This is a genomic window from Cognatiyoonia sediminum, assembly GCF_900129845.1.
Taxonomy (GTDB): Bacteria; Pseudomonadota; Alphaproteobacteria; order Rhodobacterales; family Rhodobacteraceae; genus Cognatiyoonia; species Cognatiyoonia sediminum.
On the sequence record NZ_FQXB01000001.1, the window covers coordinates 1,155,069 to 1,177,905 of the forward strand.

General features: G+C 55.8%; 22 protein-coding genes and 1 tRNA gene. 11 read left to right on the forward strand and 12 right to left on the reverse strand.

The features are described from left to right. Nucleotides 1-22: 22 nt before the first annotated feature. Together recJ and BUA85_RS05790 are read left to right on the forward strand one after the other, a co-directional pair. A complete protein-coding gene (gene recJ / locus BUA85_RS05785) occupies nucleotides 23-1,786 on the forward strand; it encodes a single-stranded-DNA-specific exonuclease RecJ (protein ID WP_072899891.1) in 1,764 nt (587 codons plus the stop codon). 70 nt (nucleotides 1,787-1,856) lie between these two features. After that, nucleotides 1,857-1,931: transfer RNA gene (locus tag BUA85_RS05790), tRNA-Glu, on the forward strand. Between the two features lie 62 nt (nucleotides 1,932-1,993). Here the strand turns inward: BUA85_RS05790 and BUA85_RS05795 are convergent. From BUA85_RS05795 to BUA85_RS05815, 5 genes are all read right to left on the reverse strand, one after another. Next, nucleotides 1,994-3,244, reverse strand: a complete 1,251-nt coding sequence (locus tag BUA85_RS05795) for an RNA polymerase sigma factor (RefSeq protein WP_072899892.1) — start codon at nucleotides 3,242-3,244, stop codon at nucleotides 1,994-1,996. Nucleotides 3,245-3,268: 24 nt separating this feature from the next. Next, nucleotides 3,269-3,613, reverse strand: coding sequence for a YciI family protein (locus tag BUA85_RS05800; protein WP_072899893.1), 345 nt, complete (start codon nucleotides 3,611-3,613; stop codon nucleotides 3,269-3,271). Between the two features lie 108 nt (nucleotides 3,614-3,721). Then, the gene (locus BUA85_RS05805; RefSeq protein WP_072899894.1) at nucleotides 3,722-4,486 is read right to left on the reverse strand and encodes an SDR family NAD(P)-dependent oxidoreductase; all 765 of its coding nucleotides are present in this window, start codon (nucleotides 4,484-4,486) and stop codon (nucleotides 3,722-3,724) included. Between the two features lie 22 nt (nucleotides 4,487-4,508). After that, nucleotides 4,509-5,168 (reverse strand): fumarylacetoacetate hydrolase family protein, encoded by a 660-nt coding sequence (locus BUA85_RS05810; protein ID WP_072899895.1) that lies wholly within the window; start codon nucleotides 5,166-5,168, stop codon nucleotides 4,509-4,511. 3 nt (nucleotides 5,169-5,171) lie between these two features. Continuing rightward, nucleotides 5,172-5,732 carry a TetR/AcrR family transcriptional regulator gene (locus BUA85_RS05815; RefSeq protein ID WP_072899896.1) on the reverse strand — a complete coding sequence of 187 codons (561 nt, stop codon included), beginning with the start codon at nucleotides 5,730-5,732 and terminating at the stop codon, nucleotides 5,172-5,174. 94 nt (nucleotides 5,733-5,826) lie between these two features. Here BUA85_RS05815 and BUA85_RS05820 point away from each other — a divergent pair, with 94 nt between their 5' ends. Genes BUA85_RS05820 through BUA85_RS05835 form a run of 4 tightly spaced genes read left to right on the forward strand, consistent with a single transcriptional unit; the run spans nucleotide 5,827 to nucleotide 9,495 of the window. Further along, on the forward strand, nucleotides 5,827-6,285 hold the full coding sequence (locus BUA85_RS05820; protein WP_072899897.1) for a (2Fe-2S)-binding protein: 459 nt from the start codon (nucleotides 5,827-5,829) through the stop codon (nucleotides 6,283-6,285). A gap of 2 nt (nucleotides 6,286-6,287) precedes the next feature. Beyond that, the gene (locus BUA85_RS05825; protein ID WP_072899898.1) at nucleotides 6,288-8,522 is read left to right on the forward strand and encodes a xanthine dehydrogenase family protein molybdopterin-binding subunit; all 2,235 of its coding nucleotides are present in this window, start codon (nucleotides 6,288-6,290) and stop codon (nucleotides 8,520-8,522) included. A 7-nt stretch (nucleotides 8,523-8,529) separates the two neighbouring features. After that, nucleotides 8,530-9,144 carry a hypothetical protein gene (locus BUA85_RS05830; RefSeq protein WP_072899899.1) on the forward strand — a complete coding sequence of 205 codons (615 nt, stop codon included), beginning with the start codon at nucleotides 8,530-8,532 and terminating at the stop codon, nucleotides 9,142-9,144. Nucleotides 9,145-9,156: 12 nt separating this feature from the next. Beyond that, nucleotides 9,157-9,495: a hypothetical protein gene (locus tag BUA85_RS05835; RefSeq protein ID WP_131802771.1), complete on the forward strand. Its 339-nt coding sequence runs from the start codon at nucleotides 9,157-9,159 to the stop codon at nucleotides 9,493-9,495. Here BUA85_RS05835 and arsJ read toward each other — a convergent pair. The 3 genes from arsJ to BUA85_RS05850 all read right to left on the reverse strand — a co-directional run bounded on the left by arsJ (nucleotide 9,476) and on the right by BUA85_RS05850 (nucleotide 13,149). After that, nucleotides 9,476-10,657, reverse strand: a complete 1,182-nt coding sequence (arsJ, locus tag BUA85_RS05840) for an organoarsenical effux MFS transporter ArsJ (RefSeq protein ID WP_072900438.1) — start codon at nucleotides 10,655-10,657, stop codon at nucleotides 9,476-9,478. The genes BUA85_RS05835 and arsJ overlap by 20 nt on opposite strands. 59 nt (nucleotides 10,658-10,716) lie before the next feature. Further along, complete coding sequence (locus tag BUA85_RS05845) at nucleotides 10,717-11,715, reverse strand: ArsJ-associated glyceraldehyde-3-phosphate dehydrogenase (protein WP_072899901.1); 999 nt, start codon at nucleotides 11,713-11,715, stop codon at nucleotides 10,717-10,719. An 81-nt stretch (nucleotides 11,716-11,796) separates the two neighbouring features. Further along, nucleotides 11,797-13,149 (reverse strand): MATE family efflux transporter, encoded by a 1,353-nt coding sequence (locus tag BUA85_RS05850; RefSeq protein WP_072899902.1) that lies wholly within the window; start codon nucleotides 13,147-13,149, stop codon nucleotides 11,797-11,799. A 91-nt stretch (nucleotides 13,150-13,240) separates the two neighbouring features. Between BUA85_RS05850 and BUA85_RS05855 the strand changes: the two genes are divergently transcribed. From BUA85_RS05855 to BUA85_RS05865, 3 genes are all read left to right on the forward strand, one after another. Further along, nucleotides 13,241-13,879, forward strand: a complete 639-nt coding sequence (locus BUA85_RS05855; protein WP_072899903.1) for a DUF2461 domain-containing protein — start codon at nucleotides 13,241-13,243, stop codon at nucleotides 13,877-13,879. Between the two features lie 35 nt (nucleotides 13,880-13,914). After that, nucleotides 13,915-14,229: a hypothetical protein gene (locus BUA85_RS05860; RefSeq protein ID WP_072899904.1), complete on the forward strand. Its 315-nt coding sequence runs from the start codon at nucleotides 13,915-13,917 to the stop codon at nucleotides 14,227-14,229. A 127-nt stretch (nucleotides 14,230-14,356) separates the two neighbouring features. Further along, on the forward strand, nucleotides 14,357-15,571 hold the full coding sequence (locus BUA85_RS05865) for a TCR/Tet family MFS transporter (protein ID WP_072899905.1): 1,215 nt from the start codon (nucleotides 14,357-14,359) through the stop codon (nucleotides 15,569-15,571). A 61-nt stretch (nucleotides 15,572-15,632) separates the two neighbouring features. Here the strand turns inward: BUA85_RS05865 and BUA85_RS05870 are convergent, their stop codons facing one another. Then, nucleotides 15,633-16,574, reverse strand: a complete 942-nt coding sequence (locus tag BUA85_RS05870) for an isopenicillin N synthase family dioxygenase (protein ID WP_072899906.1) — start codon at nucleotides 16,572-16,574, stop codon at nucleotides 15,633-15,635. Further along, nucleotides 16,575-17,462: an NAD-dependent epimerase/dehydratase family protein gene (locus BUA85_RS05875; RefSeq protein WP_072899907.1), complete on the reverse strand. Its 888-nt coding sequence runs from the start codon at nucleotides 17,460-17,462 to the stop codon at nucleotides 16,575-16,577. A 321-nt stretch (nucleotides 17,463-17,783) separates the two neighbouring features. On the opposite strand from BUA85_RS05875, the gene parE reads away from it, so the two are divergent. Continuing rightward, nucleotides 17,784-19,742 carry a DNA topoisomerase IV subunit B gene (gene parE, locus BUA85_RS05880; RefSeq protein ID WP_072899908.1) on the forward strand — a complete coding sequence of 653 codons (1,959 nt, stop codon included), beginning with the start codon at nucleotides 17,784-17,786 and terminating at the stop codon, nucleotides 19,740-19,742. A 946-nt stretch (nucleotides 19,743-20,688) separates the two neighbouring features. On the opposite strand, the gene BUA85_RS05885 is transcribed toward parE, so the two are convergent. Together BUA85_RS05885 and BUA85_RS05890 are read right to left on the reverse strand one after the other, a co-directional pair. Further along, nucleotides 20,689-21,216 (reverse strand): transferrin-binding protein-like solute binding protein, encoded by a 528-nt coding sequence (locus BUA85_RS05885; protein WP_131802773.1) that lies wholly within the window; start codon nucleotides 21,214-21,216, stop codon nucleotides 20,689-20,691. Further along, nucleotides 21,167-21,706, reverse strand: coding sequence for a hypothetical protein (locus BUA85_RS05890; protein WP_131802774.1), 540 nt, complete (start codon nucleotides 21,704-21,706; stop codon nucleotides 21,167-21,169). The genes BUA85_RS05885 and BUA85_RS05890 overlap by 50 nt, the downstream gene beginning before the upstream one ends. Before the next feature lie 250 nt (nucleotides 21,707-21,956). Here BUA85_RS05890 and BUA85_RS05895 point away from each other — a divergent pair, with 250 nt between their 5' ends. Further along, the gene (locus BUA85_RS05895; protein WP_072900439.1) at nucleotides 21,957-22,811 is read left to right on the forward strand and encodes a class I SAM-dependent methyltransferase; all 855 of its coding nucleotides are present in this window, start codon (nucleotides 21,957-21,959) and stop codon (nucleotides 22,809-22,811) included. Nucleotides 22,812-22,837: the final 26 nt, after the last annotated feature.

Sequence of the window (22,837 nt, forward strand, 5' to 3'; positions counted from 1 at the left end):
CCTCTCTATATTGTGGCATTCTATGAGCGACCCACAACATCCACCCGCATTTCTGAATGTCGACGCCTCCCTAACAGATCGTCGCTGGGTCGGCCCGACAGGCGCCGAAGACCGACTGTCCAATGCAATGGAACAGGCAACCGGCCTGCCCGCTCCGCTGTGCCGCACTTTGGTGCGCCGCGGTGTCGAGCCGCAAGAAGCCGAAGGATTTCTTGAACCGAAACTGCGCGAACTTCTCCCCGACCCACGATCGCTCAAAGACATGGAACGCGCTGCAAGCCGTTTCCTAACCGCTGTTCGCGAAAGGCAAAACATCGCGATTTTCGCTGACTACGACGTTGACGGCGGCTCCTCCGCCGCCCTTCTGATCGATTGGCTTCGGCAAATGGGCCGCCGCGCGACGCTTTATATCCCCGACCGGATCGACGAAGGATATGGCCCCAATGACGAGGCGATGTCTGCCCTCGCCCGTGACCACGACCTGATCGTCTGCGTGGATTGCGGCACGCTGTCCCACGGCCCCATTGACGCTGCCAAGGGCGCTGATGTCATTGTGCTCGATCACCACTTGGGCGGTGAAACCCTGCCCGATGCAAAGGCTATCGTGAATCCCAACCGGCAAGACGAAGACGGCGACCTCGCCCATCTGTGTGCGGCCGCCGTCACCTTCCTGATGCTGGTCGAAACCAACCGCCAACTGCGAGAAGCGGGCCACCAAGGCCCCGATCTCATAGCGATGCTCGATCTCGTGGCCCTTGCCACAGTGGCCGATGTCGCCCCTCTCATCGGCGTCAACCGTGCGCTTGTCCGCCAAGGTCTTAGCGTCATGGCCCGTCGCGAACGCATCGGCCTAACCGCCCTCGCAGATGAAGCAGGCATGGACTCCGCGCCAAATTCTTACCACCTCGGCTTCCTCCTCGGTCCGCGTGTCAACGCAGGCGGACGCATTGGGAAAGCAGACCTTGGCGCAAGACTGCTTTCAACCGAAAATGCGCAAGAAGCAAAAGACATCGCGGCCCGGCTTGATGAGCTGAACAAAGAACGGCGCGAGATCGAAAACCAAGTCCGCGACCTCGCTTTGGAACAAGCCACGGATCGCGGCCTCGATGCACCGCTCGTTTGGGCCGCAGGCGAAGGCTGGCATCCCGGCGTTGTGGGTATCGTCGCCTCGCGCTTGAAAGAGGCCACCAACCGCCCAGCAATCGTCATCGGTCTTGTTGGCGACGAAGGCAAGGGCTCCGGCCGTTCGGTCTCGGGCATCGACCTTGGAGCTTCCATCCAACGCCTTGCCGCAGAAGGGCTGCTGATCAAAGGCGGTGGGCACAAAATGGCCGCGGGTCTGACCGTCGAAAGAGGCAAATTGGACGCTGCAATGGACCGCCTTGCAGACCTGCTCGACAAACAAGGCGCAGGCCAACTTGGCCCTTCAGACCTCACCCTCAATGGCATCCTCATGCCCGGTGCCGTTACCGTCGATCTGATCGAACAACTCGAACAAGCAGGCCCTTTCGGCGCAGGAGCCCCCGCCCCACGATTCGCTTTCCCCGATTGCCAAATTCTCTTTGCTAAAGAGGTCGGCACCAACCACCTCAAAGTGGCATTTGGTGACGGCATGGGCGCGCGCCTCGACGCCATTGCCTTCAACACGGTGGACGGACCGATGGGTCAAGAACTGCTAAATCACGGCGGAGCGCGCTTCCATTTGGCCGGTCGTCTGGACGTCAACGTCTGGCAAGGCCGCAAGTCCCCACAACTGCGCCTCGAAGACGCAGCGCGCGCGCATTAAGCCGTCACTTTTTGCAAAAAACCCTCTTGCCCTTAACAGCGGCATTCCCTAAAAGCGCCTCACCAAGCGCGGTCCCTTCGTCTATCGGTTAGGACGCCAGGTTTTCAACCTGGAAAGAGGGGTTCGATTCCCCTAGGGACTGCCATTGGTTTTCGCCTAAGATTCAAAAGACGCCGGCACGAAAGCACATCGGCGTTCTTTTGATTACTAACCCCCCAATTGCGCTATTTTGGCGTTTAGAAATTCTTGTTCCGCAGCATTTTCAGAGAGATTGACTGCCTGCAGGTAGTTTTCCCGCGCTTGTGTAATTTGGCCTGCGCGTTCCTGCAGGTCACCAAGCGCGGCAAAGTACGGTTGATACTTTTGAATTTTTGCCACCTCGCTAACGTCTCTGAGCAGTTTCAAACCGTCCTCTGGAGAAGATGCATAAGATATAGCAACAGCTTGGTTTATTCGCACCACCGGCGATGGTTGAATGTCGAAGAGCAGATCATAGAGTGCGGCTATTTCTGACCAGTCGGTCTGCTCCCAAGTCTTACTCATTGCATGCACACCACTTATTGCCGCTTGTAACTGATAGGGCCCAATTCGTTTTAGCGGCAAAACTCTTTCCAGAATTTCAGTACCCTCGACGATCTTGCTTTGATTCCAACGCTTGCGATTTTGCTCCTTTAAGGGAACCAAGTTGCCATCATGATCGGTTCGCGCCACTCGGCGTGAATCATGCAACAACATAAGCGCTAGTAGTCCTGCCACCTCGGTGTCGTTTGGTAGCAAGCCCATCAAAATACGCGCCAACCGAATAGCCTCATCGGTCAAGTCTTTTCGATGCGCGCTGGCGCCTTGCGTCGCAGAGTATCCTTCGTTGAAAATGAGATAGATTACACTCAAAACTGTTTTGGTCCGTTCCGGAAGTTCAGACCGCTCTGGTACGACAAAGGGTATTTTCTCTTGCGCGATCTTTCGTTTCGCACGGGTAATCCTCTGTTGCATCGCCTGAGGCGTATCCAGAAAAGCACTCGCAATCTCCTCAGTTGACAGTCCTCCCAACGCGCGCAGGGTCAGCGCGACTTGGCTCTTTGTGTCCAGAGAAGGGTGGCAGCAAATAAAGATCAGCTCCAATCGACTGTCCGGAATGGCATCGAACATCACTTCATCCAAATTGCGAGACTCTAGCTCCAAGAGGAGCGCAATTTCAGCTTGTTTCTTTGAAAAAACCTGATCCCGTCGAAGCTTATCGAGTGCCTTTCGACGCGCGACCGTTATAAGCCATCCCGCCGGAGATCTTGGCAACCCGTTTCGTTGCCAGTGCGACATGGCGGACAGGACAGCATCCTGTAAGCAGTCTTCCGCTAAATGAAGATCGTTTAAACTCCCTACAAGTGACGCGAGGATCCGCCCCCGTTCTTCCCGAATGGTTCGTTCTATGATCCGTTCAGGGGAAAGCGAGGGCGACATCGTTCCTATTTCTTCAACTTTTGTTCAGTTGTCCCATACCACAATCGGCCGGACTTCAATGCGCCCATAATCCGCCGTTGGGATCATAGCGGCATATTCGATTGCTTCATCTAAGTCTTTGCAATCCAGTAGATAATACCCGCCAAGTTGTTCCTTGGTTTCTGCAAATGGGCCGTCGATTGTTTCGGTTTTGCCGTTGCGAACTGAAACTGTTGTGGCTGTTTCAACGCCTTGAAGCGCATCACCCGCAACAAGTTTGCCTTCGTCCCGCACCTTTTGGGTGAAGTCTCCGTAGGCCTTCATGAAACCTCCGAATTCAGGTGTTCCAGGCTGAGGTCCAGAGTTTGGGGCAGAATAGATAAGACAAATGAATTGCTTGGTTTTTCCTTTCTAAAACCAAGAGCACCACGCTCTTGTACCCATTAGACGAACAAAGAACGTCGAGACCGACAAACCAGCCTACAAAAAATTCGTTTTTTATCGCGGCGGCAGTCTCACCGCTCCATCCAATCGGATCGTTGTTCCGTTCAAGTAAGGGTTTTCGACGATCTGCGCGACCATTTGGCCAAATTCAGCAGGATCGCCCAAGCGATCAGGGAAAGGAATGTTCGCCGTGATTGCAGCGGTCGTTTCTTCCGGCAGCGCTTCCATCATCGGGGTGCGGAACAGGCCTGGTGCAATCGCCACACAGCGTATGCCTGTTTTCGCGAACTCTCGTGCCACCGGCAAACACATCGCCGCAACGCCCCCTTTTGAGGCTGCATAAGCCGCCTGCCCCAACTGACCGTCTTGGTACGCCGCGGACGCCGTATTGATCACGACACCGCGCTCGCCAGTGTCCTCGGGGTCAAGCATTTGCATATGTCGGGCGGTGTGGGACATCACGTTATAGGTTCCCATCAAGTTCACTCGTAAAGTTTGCTCAAAAATGTCGGTCGACATCTTCCCTTCGCGCCCAACGACGCGGGCCGCAGGTGCAATCCCTGCGCAATTTACAGCAATACGAGCAGCCGCTCCAAAATCAGACGAAACCTGATCTACTACGGCGCCAACAGCCTCCGCATTCGACACATCAACTTGATAAGACCGTCCACCAATTTCAGACGCAACAGCCGCTCCGCGCGTCTCATCATAGTCCAGAATTGCGATCTGTGCGCCCAGCCCGTTTAGATACCGCGCCGTCGCAGCGCCTAGTCCACTACCGCCACCGGTTACGATTGCAAGCTGTCCGTCAATTTTCATGCTGAACCCTCATCTATTCGGGCTAACTTTGGATGCGTATCTCCACAGGCTCAAGCCCCTCAATGCGACCAACCGCATGATCCCCTCGGAACAAAGGGCCGACACCAGCGGGCGTACCCGTCAAAATCACGTCGCCCGCCTGCAACTGATAGTATTGAGACAGATCAGATAGGATTGCCGGAACATCGTGGATCATCTCCGCCAACGACGCGTCTTGCCGGATCTCCCCATTCACATGGAGCTGGATCGACTGGGCTCCAATTGACCCTACGTCGCCTGCTTCTGTGATCGCTCCAAGAACAGCCGAATTCTCAAAATCTTTTGCGACGCTCCAAGGCTTCGCCTTTTCTTTGGCCTTGGCTTGCAAGTCCCGCCGCGTGAGGTCTAGTGAACAGCCGTAGCCGAAAATGCCATCTTCGCCATAGTAGACCGCCAACTCCATCTCATGATGCAAATCGCTCGTCATTGAGGGAAACGGAATTTCCAAGCCACTTAACACCACTGAGGCAGGCGATTTTGTGAAATAGAAAGGCGCTGAACGGTCAACAGTATTGCCCATTTCCGCGGCATGGGCCGCGTAGTTCCGACCTACACAAAAAATCCGGCCGACAGGGAACATTTCGGCCCTACTGACAACGGGCACCAAAGGTGTCGGCGTGGGCGGGAACACGGTAGGCGACACGACCTAAGCCTCTAACAAGGTAAGAGTGGCGATCTTTAGTGTCGCCAGTCGCTTCACCAATTGATCGCGCGATGTCGCGTTGTATTTCGCGGACACACCCGTCGCAAAGACAAAATCCGCTAAAGTGTCTGCGCTGGTCCCCTTCTCGCCCAACACGTCACCGTAAGGTACAAACAACTCAGTCAGCGTTTCCATCCAACCTTGGTTGGCTTCATCCATCAAATCGCTGGCATGGGTGTTCACGCCTTCGATCAAATCCGCTGAGTCGGGTGAGGCGATGATCGCATCGTACCAACTTAGCGGACCAATTTGGAAGAAGGCCTCCAACTTGTCCCCTACAGACTCCGCTTCCGACCACTGCCGTTTCATTTCAGCCAGCCCAGTTGCGTGGGCATGCCGAACCGCCGCGCGTAAAACCTCTTCTTTGTTAGGAAATTTATTGTAGAGCGTTTGCCGCGATACACCCGCAGCATCGGCCAAATCAGCCATTGTCGTTTTTTTGTACCCACCTTGCGAAATGATCGCGATGGCACATTCAACGATGATATCGTCACTCTTTCCCATACCCCCCTTTTTTACAACTTGCGTTGATTTGTCAAATTTGACATTATGACCGCAAATGTAAAATTGTCGCGCCACGCATAACGGGGAGGATCCCATGAAGCTGACTGTGAACGGAACCGAGCATGAGGTCGAAGTCGACCCGAATATGCCCCTGCTCTGGGTACTACGAGATGAAATCGGACTGACCGGCACCAAGTATGGCTGCGGTATCGCGCAGTGCGGTGCTTGCACCGTGCATGTTGACGGCCAAGCCGTCCGCTCCTGTCAGGTCGCCATTGGGGACTTGAATGGCGATGTCACCACAATTGAAGGCATTGGCAATCCAGAAACATTGCATGCAGTGCAAGAATCCTGGGTCGAACATCAGGTCGCCCAATGCGGCTACTGCCAATCCGGTCAGATCATGCAAGCGGCCTCTATGTTGGAATTCAACCCAGACCCAAGCGATGACGTCATCGACGCAGTCATGTCGGGAAACCTCTGCCGTTGCGGCACCTACCCACGCATCCGCGCCGCTGTGAAAACAGCCGCCGCTAAAATTCGGGAGGCATAAAGATGGGCATTGTATCAAGCATCACTCGCCGCACGTTCCTTATCGGGTCCAGCGCCATTGCTGGCGGTGTCGCCTTCGGCATTTTCGCAGCGCGTCAAGAACCTGAAAACCCACTCGTCGCCACGCTCGAAGAAGGCGAAGCAACATTCAACCCTTGGGTTTTGATCGATAGCGAAAAAGTCACGCTTATCGCTCCGCATGGCGACAAAGGCCAAGGGGTTCTGTCTACCCAAGCGGCGCTGATTGCCGAAGAGATGGACCTCGACTGGGGCGACTTCGATGTCAGCTTCGGCGAACCGTCAGGAGCCTATTGGAACCGTGGTTTCGCCGAAGAAGGTGTTCCGTTTATGTCGACAGACGACAGCCGCATGGCCGAAACCATGCGCGGTATTGTTGGGGGCATCACCAAACTTGCCCAGGTGCAAGGCACAGGTGGCTCGACCTCCATGCCCGACAGCTACGTGAAACTGCGTGAAGCGGGTGCAATGGCGCGTGAAACGCTTAAAGCAGCCGCCAGCGCAAAAACAGGTGTTCCGGTGTCCGATCTTAAAACTGAGATTGGCAAGGTGATTTTGCCGGACGGGTCTGAGCTCAAATATACAGACCTCGCCGCAGACGCTGCTGATATCACGCCGATCAAAGATACGCCGCTACGCGATCCAAGCGAATGGAAATATCTCGGCAAGCCGATGGAGCGGCTGGACATCGTCGCAAAATCTACTGGCACTATGATGTACGGTGCAGACCTGTCGGTCGACGGCATGAAATTCGCCACTGTTTGCGTGAACCCCCGCCAAGGCGGAGAGATGCTGGGCTTTGACGCGACTGCGGCCGAAGCCTTACCCGGCGTCGAAAAGGTTTTTCCAATCACAAACGGCGTCGCCGCCGTTGCATCGAACACTTGGTACGCAATCCAAGCCGTCCGAGCTGTTGAATTTGATTGGGGCCCAGCCCCCTACCCGGCAGAGCAAGACGCCCATTGGACGGCGCTGGAAAACTCATTCGGCGAGGAAAACCTCGACAGCGAATGGCGCAATGACGGCGACGTCACAACCGTTGAAGGTGAGAAGGTCGAGGCCGAGTATCGCTCTCCCTACGTGGCCCATGCGCCGCTCGAGCCTATGAATGCCATCGTCAAAGTCACCGATGACGGCGTTGAAATTTGGACCGGCCACCAGATGCCGATTTTCCTGACGCAACAAGTTGCGGCAGTCGCAGGTATTGAGCCGGAGCAAGTCACCTTTCACAACCAATTCATGGGGGGCAGCTTTGGCCACCGGCTTGAGTTTGAGCATATCAAGCAGGCCGTCGAAGTCGCGATGGAAATGAAAGGGACACCGGTCAAAATGACCTATTCCCGCGAAGAAGACTTCGCCCACGATTTCCCGCGCCATATCAGCATGGGTCGCTGCACCGGCGTTCACGCTGACGGAAAGGTAGTAGGTCTTGATGTGGCTGTTTCCTCTCCCTCAGTTCTTGCGTCACAAGGCGGTCGTCTTGGGCAGGGCTTGCCAGGGCCCGACAGCCAGATCGCAGCGGGTGCATGGAACAACCCTTACGGCTTCGACAACTACCGCATGCGGGCTTATCGCGCGCCAGAGTTGGCACCAGTCTCTTCATGGCGGGCTGTTGGCGCGAATGGCGCAGGTTTCATCTTTGACACGATCCTAGATGAGACCATCCACGCCGCAGGTGCTGACCCACTTGAAGAACGCATTCGTCTGATGGATCACGAACCGTCGCGGATCGCACTCGAAACGGTTGGAGAGATGTCGTCATGGGGCGGCGAACTCGCCCCGAACCAAGGTCGTGGCGTAGCCTATGTCGAAAGCTTCGGTGTTCCAACGGCGCAGGTCGTTCAGGTCACGAACGATGACGGCTTCATCAAGATCGATAAGGTCTGGATCGCGCTAGACGTCGGTCGCGTACTCGACCCTGTCAATTTCGAAAACCTCGTCCAAGGTGGCGTAGTCTTTGGTTTGGGACATGCGATGAATTCGGAAATCACTTACTCCGACGGCATGGCGCTGCAAACCAACTATCACGCGCATGAAGCGATGCGGCTTTATCAAACGCCTGAAATCTTTGTGCGCGGGTTGGAGAACCAGCCGAAAATGCGCGGCGTGGGAGAACCACCTGTCCCTGTCGCCGCCCCGTCGCTTGGCAACGCGATCTTTGCGGCCACCGGCCAGCGCATTCGTGAAATGCCCTTCAACAAATACGTCGACTTCGTGTGAGGCAGCAATGAAATACTTAATGATCCTCGCCGCCTCGCTGATCGGCACCCAAGCCTTTGCAGCAGGCGAAACGGTCGAAATCAATCCTCCTGCTGAAGGCAGTATTTCGACCGAAGACGCACTCGCTGCTTGGGACCGCATCTATGAGGTCGCGTCTCACCCACGGTGTTCAAACTGCCACGTTGGCCCGTCGAACTTGCCGATGTGGTCTGGCCCGAGCTACGGCAAAGCCCGCCCGCACGGCATGAACATCAACGCAGGTGAAAGCCGCGTTGGTGCTGAGTTCGTCCAGTGCAGCACCTGCCACGCTTATCGCGAAATCGCCACCGGCGACCGCTTAGAGCATAGCGCGCCACAGGTGGCAATGGATTGGCGACTGGCGCCTGTTGAGGCGGAATGGTTCGGCAAATCCTCTGTCGAGGTCTGCAACCAATTGCGCAATCCGGAGCTAAACGGTGATCGCGACTATTTGGCCATTGCGTCGCACCTTGACCACGACCTGATCCTGCATTGGGCATGGAATCCGGGCGCAGGCCGCGAGCCTGCACCTTACAGCTTGCAAGAACACGTCAACGACGTGCTCGCATGGGGCGTAGGCGGCATGCCTTGCGCGAACGACTAAAGGAGAGACGATATGGGATCTTTCGGAACACTGAAAATGGGCGGACAATTCGTGATCTTGTCAGGGATCATGCACTTTGTCGCCGCCATCTTTGGCGACACGTTGCTGATGGCGAGTATTGGCGTGCTTTATCTTTTGATGGGCATGGGGCTCACACGGGGAATGCGCTGGCTTGGCTACTTTGCCTTCCTATTCATGATTTTCGGCAGCATGCTGGCCTACGGATTTCTCTATGCGACCCCTGTGCCGCAATGGGCGACCATAACAATCATTGTGCTTGATCTTTTGGCTGCGCTGAACCTCTTCATCGCGATCTGGAAGGCGCCGGTTCCTAAGGCTCCAGCCGCCTAATACACAGCCAGCTGGCGGCGATCATCGCCGCCGCTGTCGCAAGGCAGAGCGCAAGACCGCCGATCTGGTAGCTCAGGCCAGACGCAACGGTCCCAACCAAGCGCCCTGCTGCATTGGCCATATAGTAAAATCCTACGTCCATCGTCACGCGCTCTTTGTCGGTAAAGGCGAGGATCAAATAGGAATGCAGGGCGGAGTTCACCGCAAAGATCGCACCAAAGACCAAAAGGCCAAAAACGATCAAAGTGGTCAGACCTGTTGACGGTCCATCTGTCAGCAGAACTGCGGCGGTCAAAACCAGCGGCGCAATGATCAAAATCCCCACCCAGAACGACGACGCGGATACTAAATCGCCTCTTGAGCGTTTATCGGCACGCAAAACCTTCGGTGCGCTCGCCTGCACAGCACCGTAAAGGATCACCCAAATCGCCATGAAGATCCCAATCATGAAGAATGCCGCGCGTTGCCCTTCTGGCGTGCCGTCAGACAGCACCGAGTAGAAATAGATCGGGATACCCACCACAAACCAAACGTCGCGCGCACCAAACAGAAACAGTCGGGCGGCACTCAGCCAGTTGATGTTGCGGTTCTTTGAAAACACCTCTTTGAATTTGGCGTCCTTGCGCCCTTGAGGCAGCCCTGCCGGCATCTTCCAGAGAATGGCAACCAAGATCACCGCCAGCATCGCCGCCATGCCCAGAACCGATGGCACAAACCCAAACAAAGCGAGCGATCCAGCGCCGACCAAGAACCCGAAACCTTTAACCGCGTTCTTCGACCCCGTCAGCACCGCAACCCAGCGAAAGAGGCTACCACCCTCTTCTGGTGCCAGCACTTTCACAGCGCTTTTCGAACTCATCTTGGCGAGGTCTTTGGCCACCCCAGACGCGCCCTGCACCGCCATCACGAAGACCACGGATGCGGTCACGGACCAACTCGGATCCAACTGTGCCAAAGCCACAAGTGCTGCGATCTGGATCGCCAAACCTGCGTAGAGCGTAGAGGTCAGCCCAAACCGCGCCGCGATCCATCCAGCGGACAAGTTCGTCACGACACCGGCGATTTCATACAGCACGAACAGATAGGCCAGTTGCACTGGCGAGAAGCCCAGTGTGTTGAAGTGCAACAGCACCAACATCCGTAAAGCCCCATCGGTGAGCATAAATGCCCAATAGGCCGCCGTGACAGCGACATAGGCCGCAAATCCGTCAGGTCTTTGGCTCACAGACCGTCGCCCACCATCCGCGCCACGTCGATCAAACGGTGCGCATAGCCCCATTCGTTGTCGTACCACGCATAGATTTTGACCTGCGTGCCATTCACCACCATCGTTGACGGTGCATCAACGATCGAAGAGCGCGGGTCGTTGGTATAATCGGTGCTCACCAAGGGCCGCGTTTCATAACCGAGGATATCTTTGAGTTCTCCATCAGCGGCAGCTTCAAACAAAGCGTTTACTTCTTCTACTGTGGTCTCGCGCTCCACTTCGAACACACAATCTGTCAAGGAGGCGTTCAACAATGGCACCCGCACCGCATGGCCGTTCAATTTGCCGGTCAGCTCTGGATAGATCAGCGTGATCGCTGTGGCCGACCCTGTTGTGGTCGGGATCAGAGAATTCAATGCAGAACGTGCACGGCGCAAATCCTTTGCCGGACGGTCCACGATGGTCTGCGTATTCGTCACATCATGGATCGTGGTGATCGACCCGTGTTTGATCCCAAGCCCTTCATGGATGACCTTTACAACCGGCGCCAAGCAATTCGTCGTGCAACTCGCAGCCGTCACGATTTGATGCACCGCCGGGTCATAAACGTCGTTGTTCACCCCATAGACGATATTCGCCGTTGGCCCATCTTTCACGGGCGCAGACACGACAACCTTTTTGACGCCTGCCGCGAAATAGGGCGCAACCTTCGCCTTTGTCTTGAACGCACCGGTGCAGTCGATCAAAATGTCGACTCCGTCCAATGGCAACTCTTCAATCTTCCGCGTCGACAGCGCCGGAATGGTCACGCCATCGATGGTTATGCTGTCCTCTGTTGCCGCAAAATCCGCGTCCCACCGCCCGTGTACCGTGTCGAATTCCAACAGATGCGCGTGCATCGCCGGATCACCCACCGCATCATTGACAAAGGCAATCTCGGCCCCGCTGTCCAACAGCGGTTTCAACGCGAGTTTTCCGATACGTCCTAGCCCGTTGAGCGCGTAAACAGTCATGTCAGGGGGTCCTTCAAAAGCAGCAATCTTCGTCTTGCGCGTAAGACGATTTTGTAACGGTTTTGCGACAGTGGCATGAGCTTAAGTGATATGAACACTCTTCGTCCAAAATCGCCACATCAACAGCACCGCCGCGACGGCCAATCCGACAACAAGACCGAGCCACAATCCCACCTCATCATACCCCGCCACAAAGGCCAGATAGTAACTGACCGGCACACCGATGACCCAATAGCTGACCACCGCCATGGCCATTGGCACGGTGGCATCCTGCACCCCACGCAAGAGGCCCAGCGCCATCACCTGAGCCGCATCAACAACCTGGAACAACGCCGCAAGTGCCAGCAGCACAACGCCTATCTGAATAAGCTCGTCCTTCAGCGGTTCATCAGGATCGATGAAGAAGGAAATGAGCGCCTCTGGGATCAGCAAAAAGAGCGCAACCGTGAACAAGGCGAACATGCCAGACAGAGCAATGATCGCGATACCACCGCGCCGCAGCTGTCCTTCATCATGGCGACCAACAGCACGTCCAGCCCGCACCGTCGCTGCTTGCGACAACCCGATATGAACCATGAACGTCAGACTTGCCAATTGGATGGCGATCCCATGCGCCGCCAATTCCAATTCGCCAATCCAGCCCATCAGGAACGCGCTGACCGAAAAGAGGCCTCCTTCCGCCAAGGATGTCAGGCCAATCGGCCAACCAAGACGGAACACTTTTCCGAAAATTTCCCAATCCGACTTCAATACATTCCGCGTCAACTGGTGCTGAGGCAGTTTTCGCAAGGCGTAGACCAGCAGGATCACCACCGTGACAACTTGCAATAAGACTGAGGCAATCGCCGCCCCCTGAATGCCCAGTTCCGGCGCACCCCAATTACCGAAGATCAGCGCATAATTCACAAATGCATTCAAAACGGCCGCAGCCACAGTCGCCCACAGAATGATGGCCGTGTGCTCCAGCGCGGCAAGGTAGGATTTCAACGTCATCACCAACAACGCAGGCACCATGCCCAGGCAGGCTATAACAAGATACTCATGGGCAAGAGAGGCGACCGCTTCAGTTTGACCCGCCGCCAAGAGGATCGGTTCGGCCCAGAAAAACGGGATGGTGAAGACCGCGCCATACATCACCGACAACCACAGCCCCATACGTGTGATCCGGCGCACTTGCGTGTCGTTGCCCTCTTCCTCCGCCGCTGCGACTAAGGGCGTCACAGCCATCGCAAAGCCGGCCCCAACGATGAAGGTGACAAAGAAAGCAGTCCCCGCGATCGTCACCGCCGCCAAAGCTGTCACATCATACCACCCGAGCATGATAGTATCAGTGATGTGGATCGCGAATTGGGCAAGGTTGCTCGCAATCAGTGGCAAGCCCAACTTTAACGCCGCCCGCCCGTGTTCTTGGTATGTCTGTGCGACTTGTTCCATGCACAATCGCTACGCCTGATCTGAAGCGGCGTAAACCCTCAACCTAGACACCCTGTCTGCCCAGTCTAAACTCTCTGACAAGGAGACCAACATGTCAGACATCATCAAAACCGCCCGTGCGTTTTATAGCGACCTTCATGCCAACAACAAAAAGGACTGGTGGGATGAAAACCGCGGGACCTATGACGACGTGCTCAAACCCTTCGCGCTCTCCTTCCTCGATCAGCTCGCCCCGCAACTGGCTGATCTCAGCGATACCACAGTCAAATCCAAACTCTTCCGGCCCCATCGCGATGTGCGCTTTTCAAAGGACAAAACCCCCTACAAGACCCACATGAATATGATGTGGCGGCTCGAAGCCGACGCGCCCCAATCGCCTGTGTTCTTCTTTGGGATAGGATTGGACTACGTCACCGCAGGGGCCGGTATGATGGGTTTTGAAAAGCCTGTCCTTGAAAACTGGCGCCAATTCGCTGATCTGGATCACAAACGCCTGCTTGGGATTTTCGATGATCTGAAAACCAAAGGATATGGCTTCCGAGAGCCCGCCTTAAAACGTGTTCCCAACGCTTACGACAAAGATCACCCCGCTGGTGAATTACTGCGGATGAAAGGCGTTGTTTGTTCAAAAGACATCGGTACGCCGGCGGATTTGGAAGGAACCGTGATGGCGGCATTTAAGGAGTTATGGCCACTGAATGCGCTGCTCATTCAAGTGGCGGAGGCATAGCAACGAGATGATTAGCCGACGAAAGATTTTCTAGCATGAACGGCGACCCACGGGCTGTCTGGCAACTCGTTGCCATCCTTGCAGTAACTCAACTCTCCATTTCGATCTTTGCGGCTTACTCCTCGTCACAAGAAATTTTGTCTGATGGCGCGTGTCTGGGTGGGATCTTTGGGTCACTCGCAAACATCGCCCTGTTAGCCATTTCAATACTGTTGGTTGTGGTTTTTGGCTTAAAGTCACTCATCCATAAATCGCAACACTGGGCCGTCGCACCTTTTCTCACCCTTGCCTTAACAAGCACCCTCGCGCTCGCTATTTCCAGCGGCGCAGCGCTGCGCTGCACTGTTTGAGCTGCCGTTTTCCTTCAGTTAGATCAAATATCTACAAACCGCCAAATTGCATCAACAAAAAACAACTTCCTGCCGTCTCCAATGAAATAATCCTTCCACCTCTCTCAAATTCGGCTAACTCTCCCTTATGAGACTCTCCGGCCCCTTCCTCTTTATCCTGGCGACCCTGCTGATCGACGCCATCGGTATCGGTATCGTTTTTCCCATCATGCCCGACCTGATGGACCGCGTTGGCGCGGGAAGCACTGCGCAGGGGGCGTTTTGGGGCGGGATCATGATGTCGGCCTATGCTGCGGCGATGTTCCTTTTTGGTCCAATCATCGGCAGTTTGTCAGACGCCTACGGTCGGAGGCCCGTCCTCATCGCGGCCCTCGTCACGCTGACGATCGACTATGTCATCATGGCGATGGCCGAGACCTATTGGGTTCTCCTAGTTGGCCGTATTGTTGCGGGCATGGCCGGCGCGACCTACATCACTGCCACAGCCTATATCGCCGACATAAGTAAACCCGAGGAACGCGGCGCAGCGTTCGGCATGATCGGTGCCGCCTTTGGGATCGGCTTTGTGCTTGGCCCCGCCTTGGGCGGCCTTGCATCGGGATGGCACATCACCGCACCATTCTGGATCGCCGCAGCACTCTCGGCACTCAATGTCTTGTTTGGCATCTACGTGCTGCCTGAATCCTTGAAGCCCGAAAAACGCCGCCCCTTCGGGAAACGCGACCTCAACCCTTTCGGTTCCATTGCACGCGCCTTCAAGATCGCAGGCCTCGCTATTCCCTTGATTTGCATCTTTATCTTTGAATTCGCCAATATGGTCTACGCCACCCTATGGTCGTTCTGGGGCCGCGAGGTGTTTGGCTGGGACGGCTTTACCATCGGAATAACCCTTTCCGCCTATGGCGTCTTAATCGCAGTGGTACAAGCAGGTGTCCTCCCTCAACTGACTAAGCGTCTCGGGGATTACAAAACCCTCAACATCGCGATCTTCGCGGCTATCATTGGCATGGTCGGGTTCGGATTCGCCAATACCGTCTGGGTCGTCGCCATCTTCCTACCCATTGCCGCGCTCTCTGACATGGCCCCACCGTTGCTCACGGCTTTCGCAGCCAATCGGGTCGGAGAAGACCTGCAAGGCCTCGTCCAAGGCGTCATTGCCTCCCTCTCCTCTGTAGCTGCCGTGCTGGGGCCGCTGGTTCTCACTATCGCCTTTGAACGCTCAGTCAACGCCGAAGGCTCATATTTCCCCGGCGCGGTCTTCCTTGTCGCAGCGATGCTGATCGCAGCGATTGTTCCACTGGTTTGGCGATTGCGGGCGGTAGAGCGAGAAGCCGAAGCTTAGCGAAGAAGCTGCCTTCTAGTTTAGCGACGTAAGCCAGCGGCCCACTACAGACATAACCTGCTCAAGCCCCCGAACTCTTAAACTTCCCCATCAGATACGGCCCCGACCGGACCGGTTCACAAGCCGCCGAACCATCCAACGGTACGATCTCTGCATCCCAGTTCGGCTGGTGGAAAAACGCCAGTGACTTACGCGCGGGTTGATGCGGGCGCACCGCCACGCGGTGTAATGTGCTGACCCACCGGTCGGCCGTCCATCGCGCCATCAGATCGCCGATGTTAATCACAAAAGCCCCTTCAGGTGCAGGTACATCCACCCATTCCCCTTGAGGCGACCGGACTTGAAGACCCTGAGATCCAGGTTGAGGAAGAAGGATTGTGAGCGACCCATAATCCGTATGCGCCCCCGCCCTCTGCTGGTTCTCCAAAGCCACCGCACCCGTTGCTGGATAGTTCAACGCGCGCAGGGCCGAGATCGGGTGATCAATGAAGCCAGCAAAGAAGTCTTCCGGCAGATTCAATGCAGCCGCAAAAGCCACCATCACCCGCGCCGCCAAATCTTCCATCGCGGCATAGTAAGCCGTCCACGCCACCTTGAACCCATCCACCTCAGGCCAAATCGTCGGGACATAGCAAAACGACAGCGCCTCTGGGTCCGTCACACCCTCTGGCACCGATTGCGGGCCGCCATTGAAGCTTTCCTTCAAATCAGGCGGCGTGTCTTCACCTTTGGATCGCGCCAAAGCCTCGGAATTTGGCCCTAGATAGCCATAAGGATACCCCGGCTCTGGCGCTTTCACCCGGGCCTTTGCGTCAAACGACTGGTCGAAAAACGCACCGGTCTTGGACCAAACACCTTCAATCACGTCCGTCGGCACACCATGCCCCGTCAGCACCAAAAACCCAATTTCCTGACACACCTGATCCAACCGAGCGGCCAAAGCCGCCCTCGCCTCACTGTCCGAGGCTTCGAATTCTGCAAGATTGAAGGTCGCAAAATCCATCTAGCCCCCCAACACATCCCGCCAGGAATGCTTGGGCGCGAAGCCGACCAACTCTTTGGCTTTCTTGATGCTATAGAACGTTTCATCCGGCCCCATCGGCACAGCCTCGCGGACGCCTTGATAGAACGCCGCTTTCACCTCATCCGACGAAATGCCAACAGACATATCTTCATTGGCCACGTTAAAAACCTGATAACCCAATCCATCCGTCTTGAGGCAGCAATCGACCATATGACCCAAATCGCGGGCGTCGATGTAGGCAAATATATTGCGCCGCCGCAGCGCCGCATCTTCCATAAACGGCGGGAACATTTCCGCATATTCATGCGGTTCAATCACGTTGTTGATCCGAAGGCCGTAAATATCCATCCCCGTGCGCGCTTGAAACGACTTCGCCGTCACCTCATTGCAGACCTTTGACATGGCGTAACTATCATGCGGCACCGTCGGGTGGTCCTCATCAATTGGCACATACTCCGGCTTCACTTCACCATCGGCAAAGCAAACACCGTATGTCGTCTCCGAACTGGCAAAAATGACCTTTGGAATCCCCAGCTTCACCGCCGCTTCGATCACATTGTAGGTGCTAAGCACATTCGCCTCAAAACAGGCTCCATCGGTGCCGATCATCACCCGCGGCACGGCGGCAAAATGCACGACTGCATCATAACGCGGTACCCCTGTGCCCTCATCCAACTCAGGAAAGTCGGTGAACTGCGACATCGCGCCGATCACCTGACCAGAATCGGTCAAATCAACCAGCAATTCGGTCACCTCGAGGCCCGACGGCACTTTGTCCAAGTTTAGGACACGATGACCCTGATTTTGCAAAACTGTTATCGCATGGCGACCAGCCTTACCGCTGCCACCTGTAAACACAACGCGAATATCTGCCTCCTTTTCTAAGATAATCGGTGATTTTGACAGATTGGAAACCCCTGGCCGCGGATTCTTCCAATTTCAGCCACATTCCATTGGTTTTCTCTTAACCATAACCAAGTCACCTGGGAGACACACATGACATTTGCCCGTACCCACTTCGAAGATCGTCGTTGGTTTTTCGGGCTGTTTCGTGCGCCGCGCCGGGGTTCATCAGGTAAGCCGTTAACTCGTTTTCCAGCAAAGACACATGAAGTAGCTTAACAAAATCGCCTTCCCCCTGCCGTTTGGCCCTGTCATACTGGGCCAAACAACAAAAAGAGCAGCGGTATGGCGGACGACCTATTCAACGGCGGTGGTAACGACGATTACAACGCCGACAGCATCGAAGTCCTTGAAGGACTGGAACCCGTTCGGAAACGCCCCGGTATGTATATCGGCGGCACCGATGAACGGGCATTGCACCATATGGTCGCCGAAGTTCTCGATAACTCAATGGACGAAGCCGTCGCCGGCTTCGCCAACCGGATCGAGGTCGAACTTCACGCCGATTACGCCATCACCATCCGCGACAACGGCCGCGGCATCCCCACCGACCCGCACCCGAAATTCCCCGACAAATCTGCGTTAGAGGTGATCCTCTGCACCCTCCACGCGGGTGGCAAATTCTCCGGCAAAGCTTACCAAACCTCCGGCGGTCTGCACGGCGTCGGCGCATCCGTGGTGAACGCGCTGTCGGATAGCATGGTCGTCCAAGTTGCCCGCAACAAGGAGCTGGTCGAACAACGCTTCTCTCGCGGTATCCCGCTTGGCCCTGTTGAGAAAATTGGCTCTGCCCCCAACCGCCGCGGCACGACTGTCACCTTCCACGCGGATGAGGAAATCTTCGGCCACCACCGTTTCAAACCCGCACGCCTCTTCAAATCCATCCGCTCCAAGGCCTACCTTTTCTCCGGCGTCGAAATTCGCTGGAAATCAGCCATCGACGACGGCGAAACCCCGACAGAAGCCACCTTCCACTTCCCCGGCGGCCTCTCGGATTACCTCAAGGAAACGCTAAACGGCGCGACCACCTACGCCGACAATGCCTTCTCCGGCACCGTGGATTTCCAAGAGAAGTTCGGCGAACCCGGCAAGGTCGAATGGGCGATCAACTGGACCCCCTCCCGCGACGGCTTCATCCAATCCTACTGTAACACCGTCCCCACGCCCGAAGGCGGCACCCATGTCACCGGTTTCTGGGCCGCGATCCTGAAAGGCATCAAGGCCTATGGCGAGCTGGTCAACAACAAGAAAGCCGGTTCCATCACGCGCGAAGACCTGATCTCCGGCGGCTGCGCCCTCGTCAGCTGCTTCATCCGCGAACCGGCCTTTGTCGGCCAAACCAAAGACCGCCTTTCCACCGAGGCCGCACAGAAAATGACCGAAGGTGCTGTGCGCGATCATTTCGACAACTGGCTCGCCGCCGACACGAAATCCGCAGGCGCGATCCTCGACTTCCTCGTGTTGAGGGCCGAAGAGCGCCTGCGCCGCAAGGCCGAGAAGGAAACACAACGCAAATCCGCCACTAAGAAACTACGTCTTCCCGGCAAACTGGTGGATTGCTCTTCTTCAACACGCGAGGGCACGGAATTATTCATCGTCGAGGGCGATTCAGCGGGCGGCTCCGCCAAAATGGCCCGCGACCGTAAAACCCAAGCCCTCCTGCCCCTGCGCGGCAAAATCCTGAACGTTCTCGGCGCGGCCTCCTCAAAACTCGGCTCCAACGCGGAAATCAACGACCTGACCCAAGCGCTCGGCGTCGGCCTTGGCACCCGCTTCAACGTCGACGATCTGCGCTATGACAAGATCATCATCATGACCGACGCGGATGTCGACGGCGCGCATATCGCCTCGCTCCTGATGACCTTCTTCTTCACCCAAATGCGCCCGATGATCGACGCAGGCCATCTGTATCTGGCCTGCCCGCCCCTCTACCGCCTGACCCAAGGCGCGAAACGGCTTTATGTGGCTGACGACGCGGAGAAAAACCTGATGATGGAGAAGGGTTTGGGCGGCAAAGGCAAAATCGACGTCCAGCGCTTCAAAGGCTTGGGAGAGATGGACGCCAAGGACCTCAAAGACACCACCATGGACCCCGCGACGCGGAAGTTGATTAGGGTGTCGATTGACGACGAGATGCCGGGGGAAACGGGGGATTTGGTTGAGCGGTTGATGGGTAAGAAGCCAGAGCTGCGGTTCCAGTATATTCAGGAGAACGCCCGGTTTGTTGAAGAGTTGGATGTTTGAGCGATGATCTGCGAAGCAGTATCGATCAACTTAACCCAGAGATAGTCTACAAAATAGGCCGGCTGCGCACATCACTTCGGCAGACGCTCGGTTACGCTGGTTACCTAGATGCATCCTTAACTATCCCTGTCAAAGATAAAATCGTAGACTCATTTGCTGGTCATTCTGTAGCTCTACAAACCAAAGGGATGGCCCATCTTTGTATATTGGGGATATGCCGAATTTGGGAGCGAAAGAATGAACCTCACAAATCTCTTCCAGAAGAAATTATGGCTACAATTTCACCTCACACAAGTGAAATTGAGCAACTTTGCAGGCAATACTATCCTGATTGGCCAGCGGAATATCTTCAGATAGGTTCGCTGGCTGCTGATGTGGAGACAAGTCGGATAACTGCCGAGAACATTCAGAACAGTCTTGAGTTTCGGCATATTAGAGCATTCAGGACTGAATTTTTTGGCCCACTCACTACCGGTATCACGAGATCGTCTAAAACTTTTGGGACCCGATACAGAACCAACTACAAACTTTAGCAACATACTTGGTGTTGTCAGGTCAACAGCAGATTTGTTTGACCGCATCGTCTCACATTGGGAATACCACATTGAGAACTCGCAGGATGTGCTCAGAATCCAAACCAACTATGCCAAGATGTATTTCGCTGCTTTGCCGGATTTTTCAAAAACTGAAGACCCTACCCTGATGGATTGAGACAAAAGGGCATCGCACGGACCTCAGGGGTGGGTGCTTTAGCGCCCTCCCCTCGGGGGGAGGTCCGGGCGCTGCCCGGCGATGCCGGGCGGGGCTTTTGTTCAGGGCAAGAGGCTAGATAGCGAACCGGCTGACCGAGCGCATCCCAATCCCTCGCCCTATCCGGTCTTACAAGGCGATGCGCAGGTTCAACTCGTTTTACCTTGAAAGATAAAGAACTTCGCGGACAAAGCCCCTAGGAACCCGGAGGCGCAGGTAGCAACGGTGGAGGGCCACTCCCCCCACCCGGTGATAAATCTGCATGCTCAAACGCATCCCCCGCCGCAAAGGCAGACACACCCAAATACCGTCGCTCTTCCCCATCCGCATCGACGGAGATGGTTACATCGAAATCGATATGCCCAGCCGCCTCTTCCGCAGCGGGGCCAAAGAAATTCCCGCTCAGCATGGAATTCGACGTGCAGGTAATGCCGCTCTCACACTCCGTCAAAAGAGCACCGGAATAGCCATTGCCATCAATCTCCATACTGGCCACGCTGCCCACAAAGTCGGTCGCGCCATCAAGCTCCCCCTCCAAATCGGCAGAGACCATTTGATCGGTGAAATTGATATCCAGCGTAATATTTCCTTGCGCCTCACGCCCGTCCCGCACGAAATCCCCACTTTCGTCAAATAGACCGCCGCCGCCGTTGAATTGGCCTGTATAGCTCGCCTTACCCGTCAACGTTCCCATCACAGACGGCCGCGTTTCCAAGCCGAGCAACAGCACCCCCTTCGCCGTTCAACTGGCCATTAACCGGCGTGAGCCGATCCGCCTCGGAATAGACACTGTAAATGCCAGTGTAGTCCCCTCTCAGAAATTCATAGAAATCATAAACCGTCCCATCGGCTCCGGTGAGGTCGTTTGCATTTCCAACGATCGGGATTTGAAAGGTGCCATCATCCAAGGTCACATTCAGCAGCCCATTTGACGACCCGCTGACAGGCTCAACAACCTCAATGCGGATCGGCGCATCCTCAACACGCGCAGTATCAGAGCCTTGAACATTCGCGAACCGGCGCATGCTCAGCGTCATGATCGTGCCAGCAGGCAGTGCCGACAATTCCTGAGCCGATGCAAAGGGCAGTCCATTAGACCCAATGTCGCCTTCCGGCGCAGGCGTCGGTTCTGTCGAGGGCGTGGGCTCCGTCGAAGGCATCGGATCTGGGTCATTTGTCGGTGCCGGATCATCCTCCGGAGGCGTGGATGTCATACAGCCCGCAAGCGCCGCGCAAGTTGCGACCATAGCTGTGGTTTTCAAAATCTTCAGAGTCCGGTGCCTCAATAATCTTGAGGACAGAGATAGGAACGAATTGAAGCTAAAGTGAGACAGATTAGCGGTCGTTATGCGGGTTACTGGCCGAGTAACCCAACGTTAATGTCTTTTACCGACCGTTGCGCGGAATGCCTTGATCGAAACTCTTTGCTGCCCTAGCGTCGCCTGCGGGGATGAGGACAAACACTTGAGCAAGAAAATCGACACGCGTGCCGTGGGCCTCGATATTGGTCTGGCGGCGATTAAGTTTCTGACGGGCAAGGAAAATCTGCATTACGGCATCTGGGACGGGCTCGACATCTGCGCCGCCCACGTTGGCCCTGCACAAGAGGCCTATACCGACAAGCTCTTTGAACTCCTGCCCAAAGGCCCGCTGCGCATCCTCGACATCGGCGGCGGCGCGGGGGAGACGGCCAAGAAACTTATCGCGCTTGGGCACCAAGTCGACATCGTCATCCCCTCCGCCTACCTCGCTGACCGGTGCCGCGCGAATGCGCTAGAGGCAACCGTCTACGAACTGAAATTCGAAGAGTTCGAGACGGACAAAACTTATGACCTCTGCCTCTTTTCCGAGAGTTTTCAGTACATTCCGATGGAGGTTTCCTTTCCAAAGGTCGCAACGCTCCTGAAACCCAATGGCCATCTGATCATCGCGGATTGCTTCCGGACAGAGGCTTACTACCAGCCGAACCGCACCAGCCGTGTGGGCGGGGGCCATGCGCTCACTGCCTACCGCGCGGCGCTCGAAACCTGCGCCTTCGACGTGCTTTCAGAAGAGGACATCACGACCTCCGTCGCGCCCTCTGTGCAGGTCGAACAAGACCTCTTTCATGTCATTGGCCTCGGGGTCGACCGGTTCGATGATGAGCTACAAAGCAAACGCCCGGTGGCGCGCAAAATGATCCATGGCGTGCTGGGAATGATCCTCTCCAAACGCAGGCGCGCCAAGCTATATGACCGCCTAACCGGCAACACCCGCACGGCGGAACAGTTTGAAAAATATAACATCTACTTGATGTCGGCCCTGCGGCTGAAGACCTGATTGCCCTCACCGCGCGATGCAGCCAT

What these genes read in the sequence shown, in the direction of transcription:
- recJ (WP_072899891.1), top strand. Translation starts at nt 23, where the DNA reads ATGAGCGACCCACAACATCCACCCGCATTTCTGAATGTCGACGCCTCC.
- BUA85_RS05795 (WP_072899892.1), bottom strand. Translation starts at nt 3,244, where the DNA reads ATGTCGCCCTCGCTTTCCCCTGAACGGATCATAGAACGAACCATTCGG.
- BUA85_RS05805 (WP_072899894.1), bottom strand. Translation starts at nt 4,486, where the DNA reads ATGAAAATTGACGGACAGCTTGCAATCGTAACCGGTGGCGGTAGTGGA.
- BUA85_RS05815 (WP_072899896.1), bottom strand. Translation starts at nt 5,732, where the DNA reads ATGGGAAAGAGTGACGATATCATCGTTGAATGTGCCATCGCGATCATT.
- BUA85_RS05820 (WP_072899897.1), top strand. Translation starts at nt 5,827, where the DNA reads ATGAAGCTGACTGTGAACGGAACCGAGCATGAGGTCGAAGTCGACCCG.
- BUA85_RS05825 (WP_072899898.1), top strand. Translation starts at nt 6,288, where the DNA reads ATGGGCATTGTATCAAGCATCACTCGCCGCACGTTCCTTATCGGGTCC.
- BUA85_RS05830 (WP_072899899.1), top strand. Translation starts at nt 8,530, where the DNA reads ATGAAATACTTAATGATCCTCGCCGCCTCGCTGATCGGCACCCAAGCC.
- BUA85_RS05835 (WP_131802771.1), top strand. Translation starts at nt 9,157, where the DNA reads ATGGGATCTTTCGGAACACTGAAAATGGGCGGACAATTCGTGATCTTG.
- arsJ (WP_072900438.1), bottom strand. Translation starts at nt 10,657, where the DNA reads ATGCTCACCGATGGGGCTTTACGGATGTTGGTGCTGTTGCACTTCAAC.
- BUA85_RS05845 (WP_072899901.1), bottom strand. Translation starts at nt 11,715, where the DNA reads ATGACTGTTTACGCGCTCAACGGGCTAGGACGTATCGGAAAACTCGCG.
- BUA85_RS05850 (WP_072899902.1), bottom strand. Translation starts at nt 13,149, where the DNA reads ATGGAACAAGTCGCACAGACATACCAAGAACACGGGCGGGCGGCGTTA.
- BUA85_RS05855 (WP_072899903.1), top strand. Translation starts at nt 13,241, where the DNA reads ATGTCAGACATCATCAAAACCGCCCGTGCGTTTTATAGCGACCTTCAT.
- BUA85_RS05860 (WP_072899904.1), top strand. Translation starts at nt 13,915, where the DNA reads ATGAACGGCGACCCACGGGCTGTCTGGCAACTCGTTGCCATCCTTGCA.
- BUA85_RS05865 (WP_072899905.1), top strand. Translation starts at nt 14,357, where the DNA reads ATGAGACTCTCCGGCCCCTTCCTCTTTATCCTGGCGACCCTGCTGATC.
- BUA85_RS05870 (WP_072899906.1), bottom strand. Translation starts at nt 16,574, where the DNA reads ATGGATTTTGCGACCTTCAATCTTGCAGAATTCGAAGCCTCGGACAGT.
- parE (WP_072899908.1), top strand. Translation starts at nt 17,784, where the DNA reads ATGGCGGACGACCTATTCAACGGCGGTGGTAACGACGATTACAACGCC.
- BUA85_RS05890 (WP_131802774.1), bottom strand. Translation starts at nt 21,706, where the DNA reads ATGACATCCACGCCTCCGGAGGATGATCCGGCACCGACAAATGACCCA.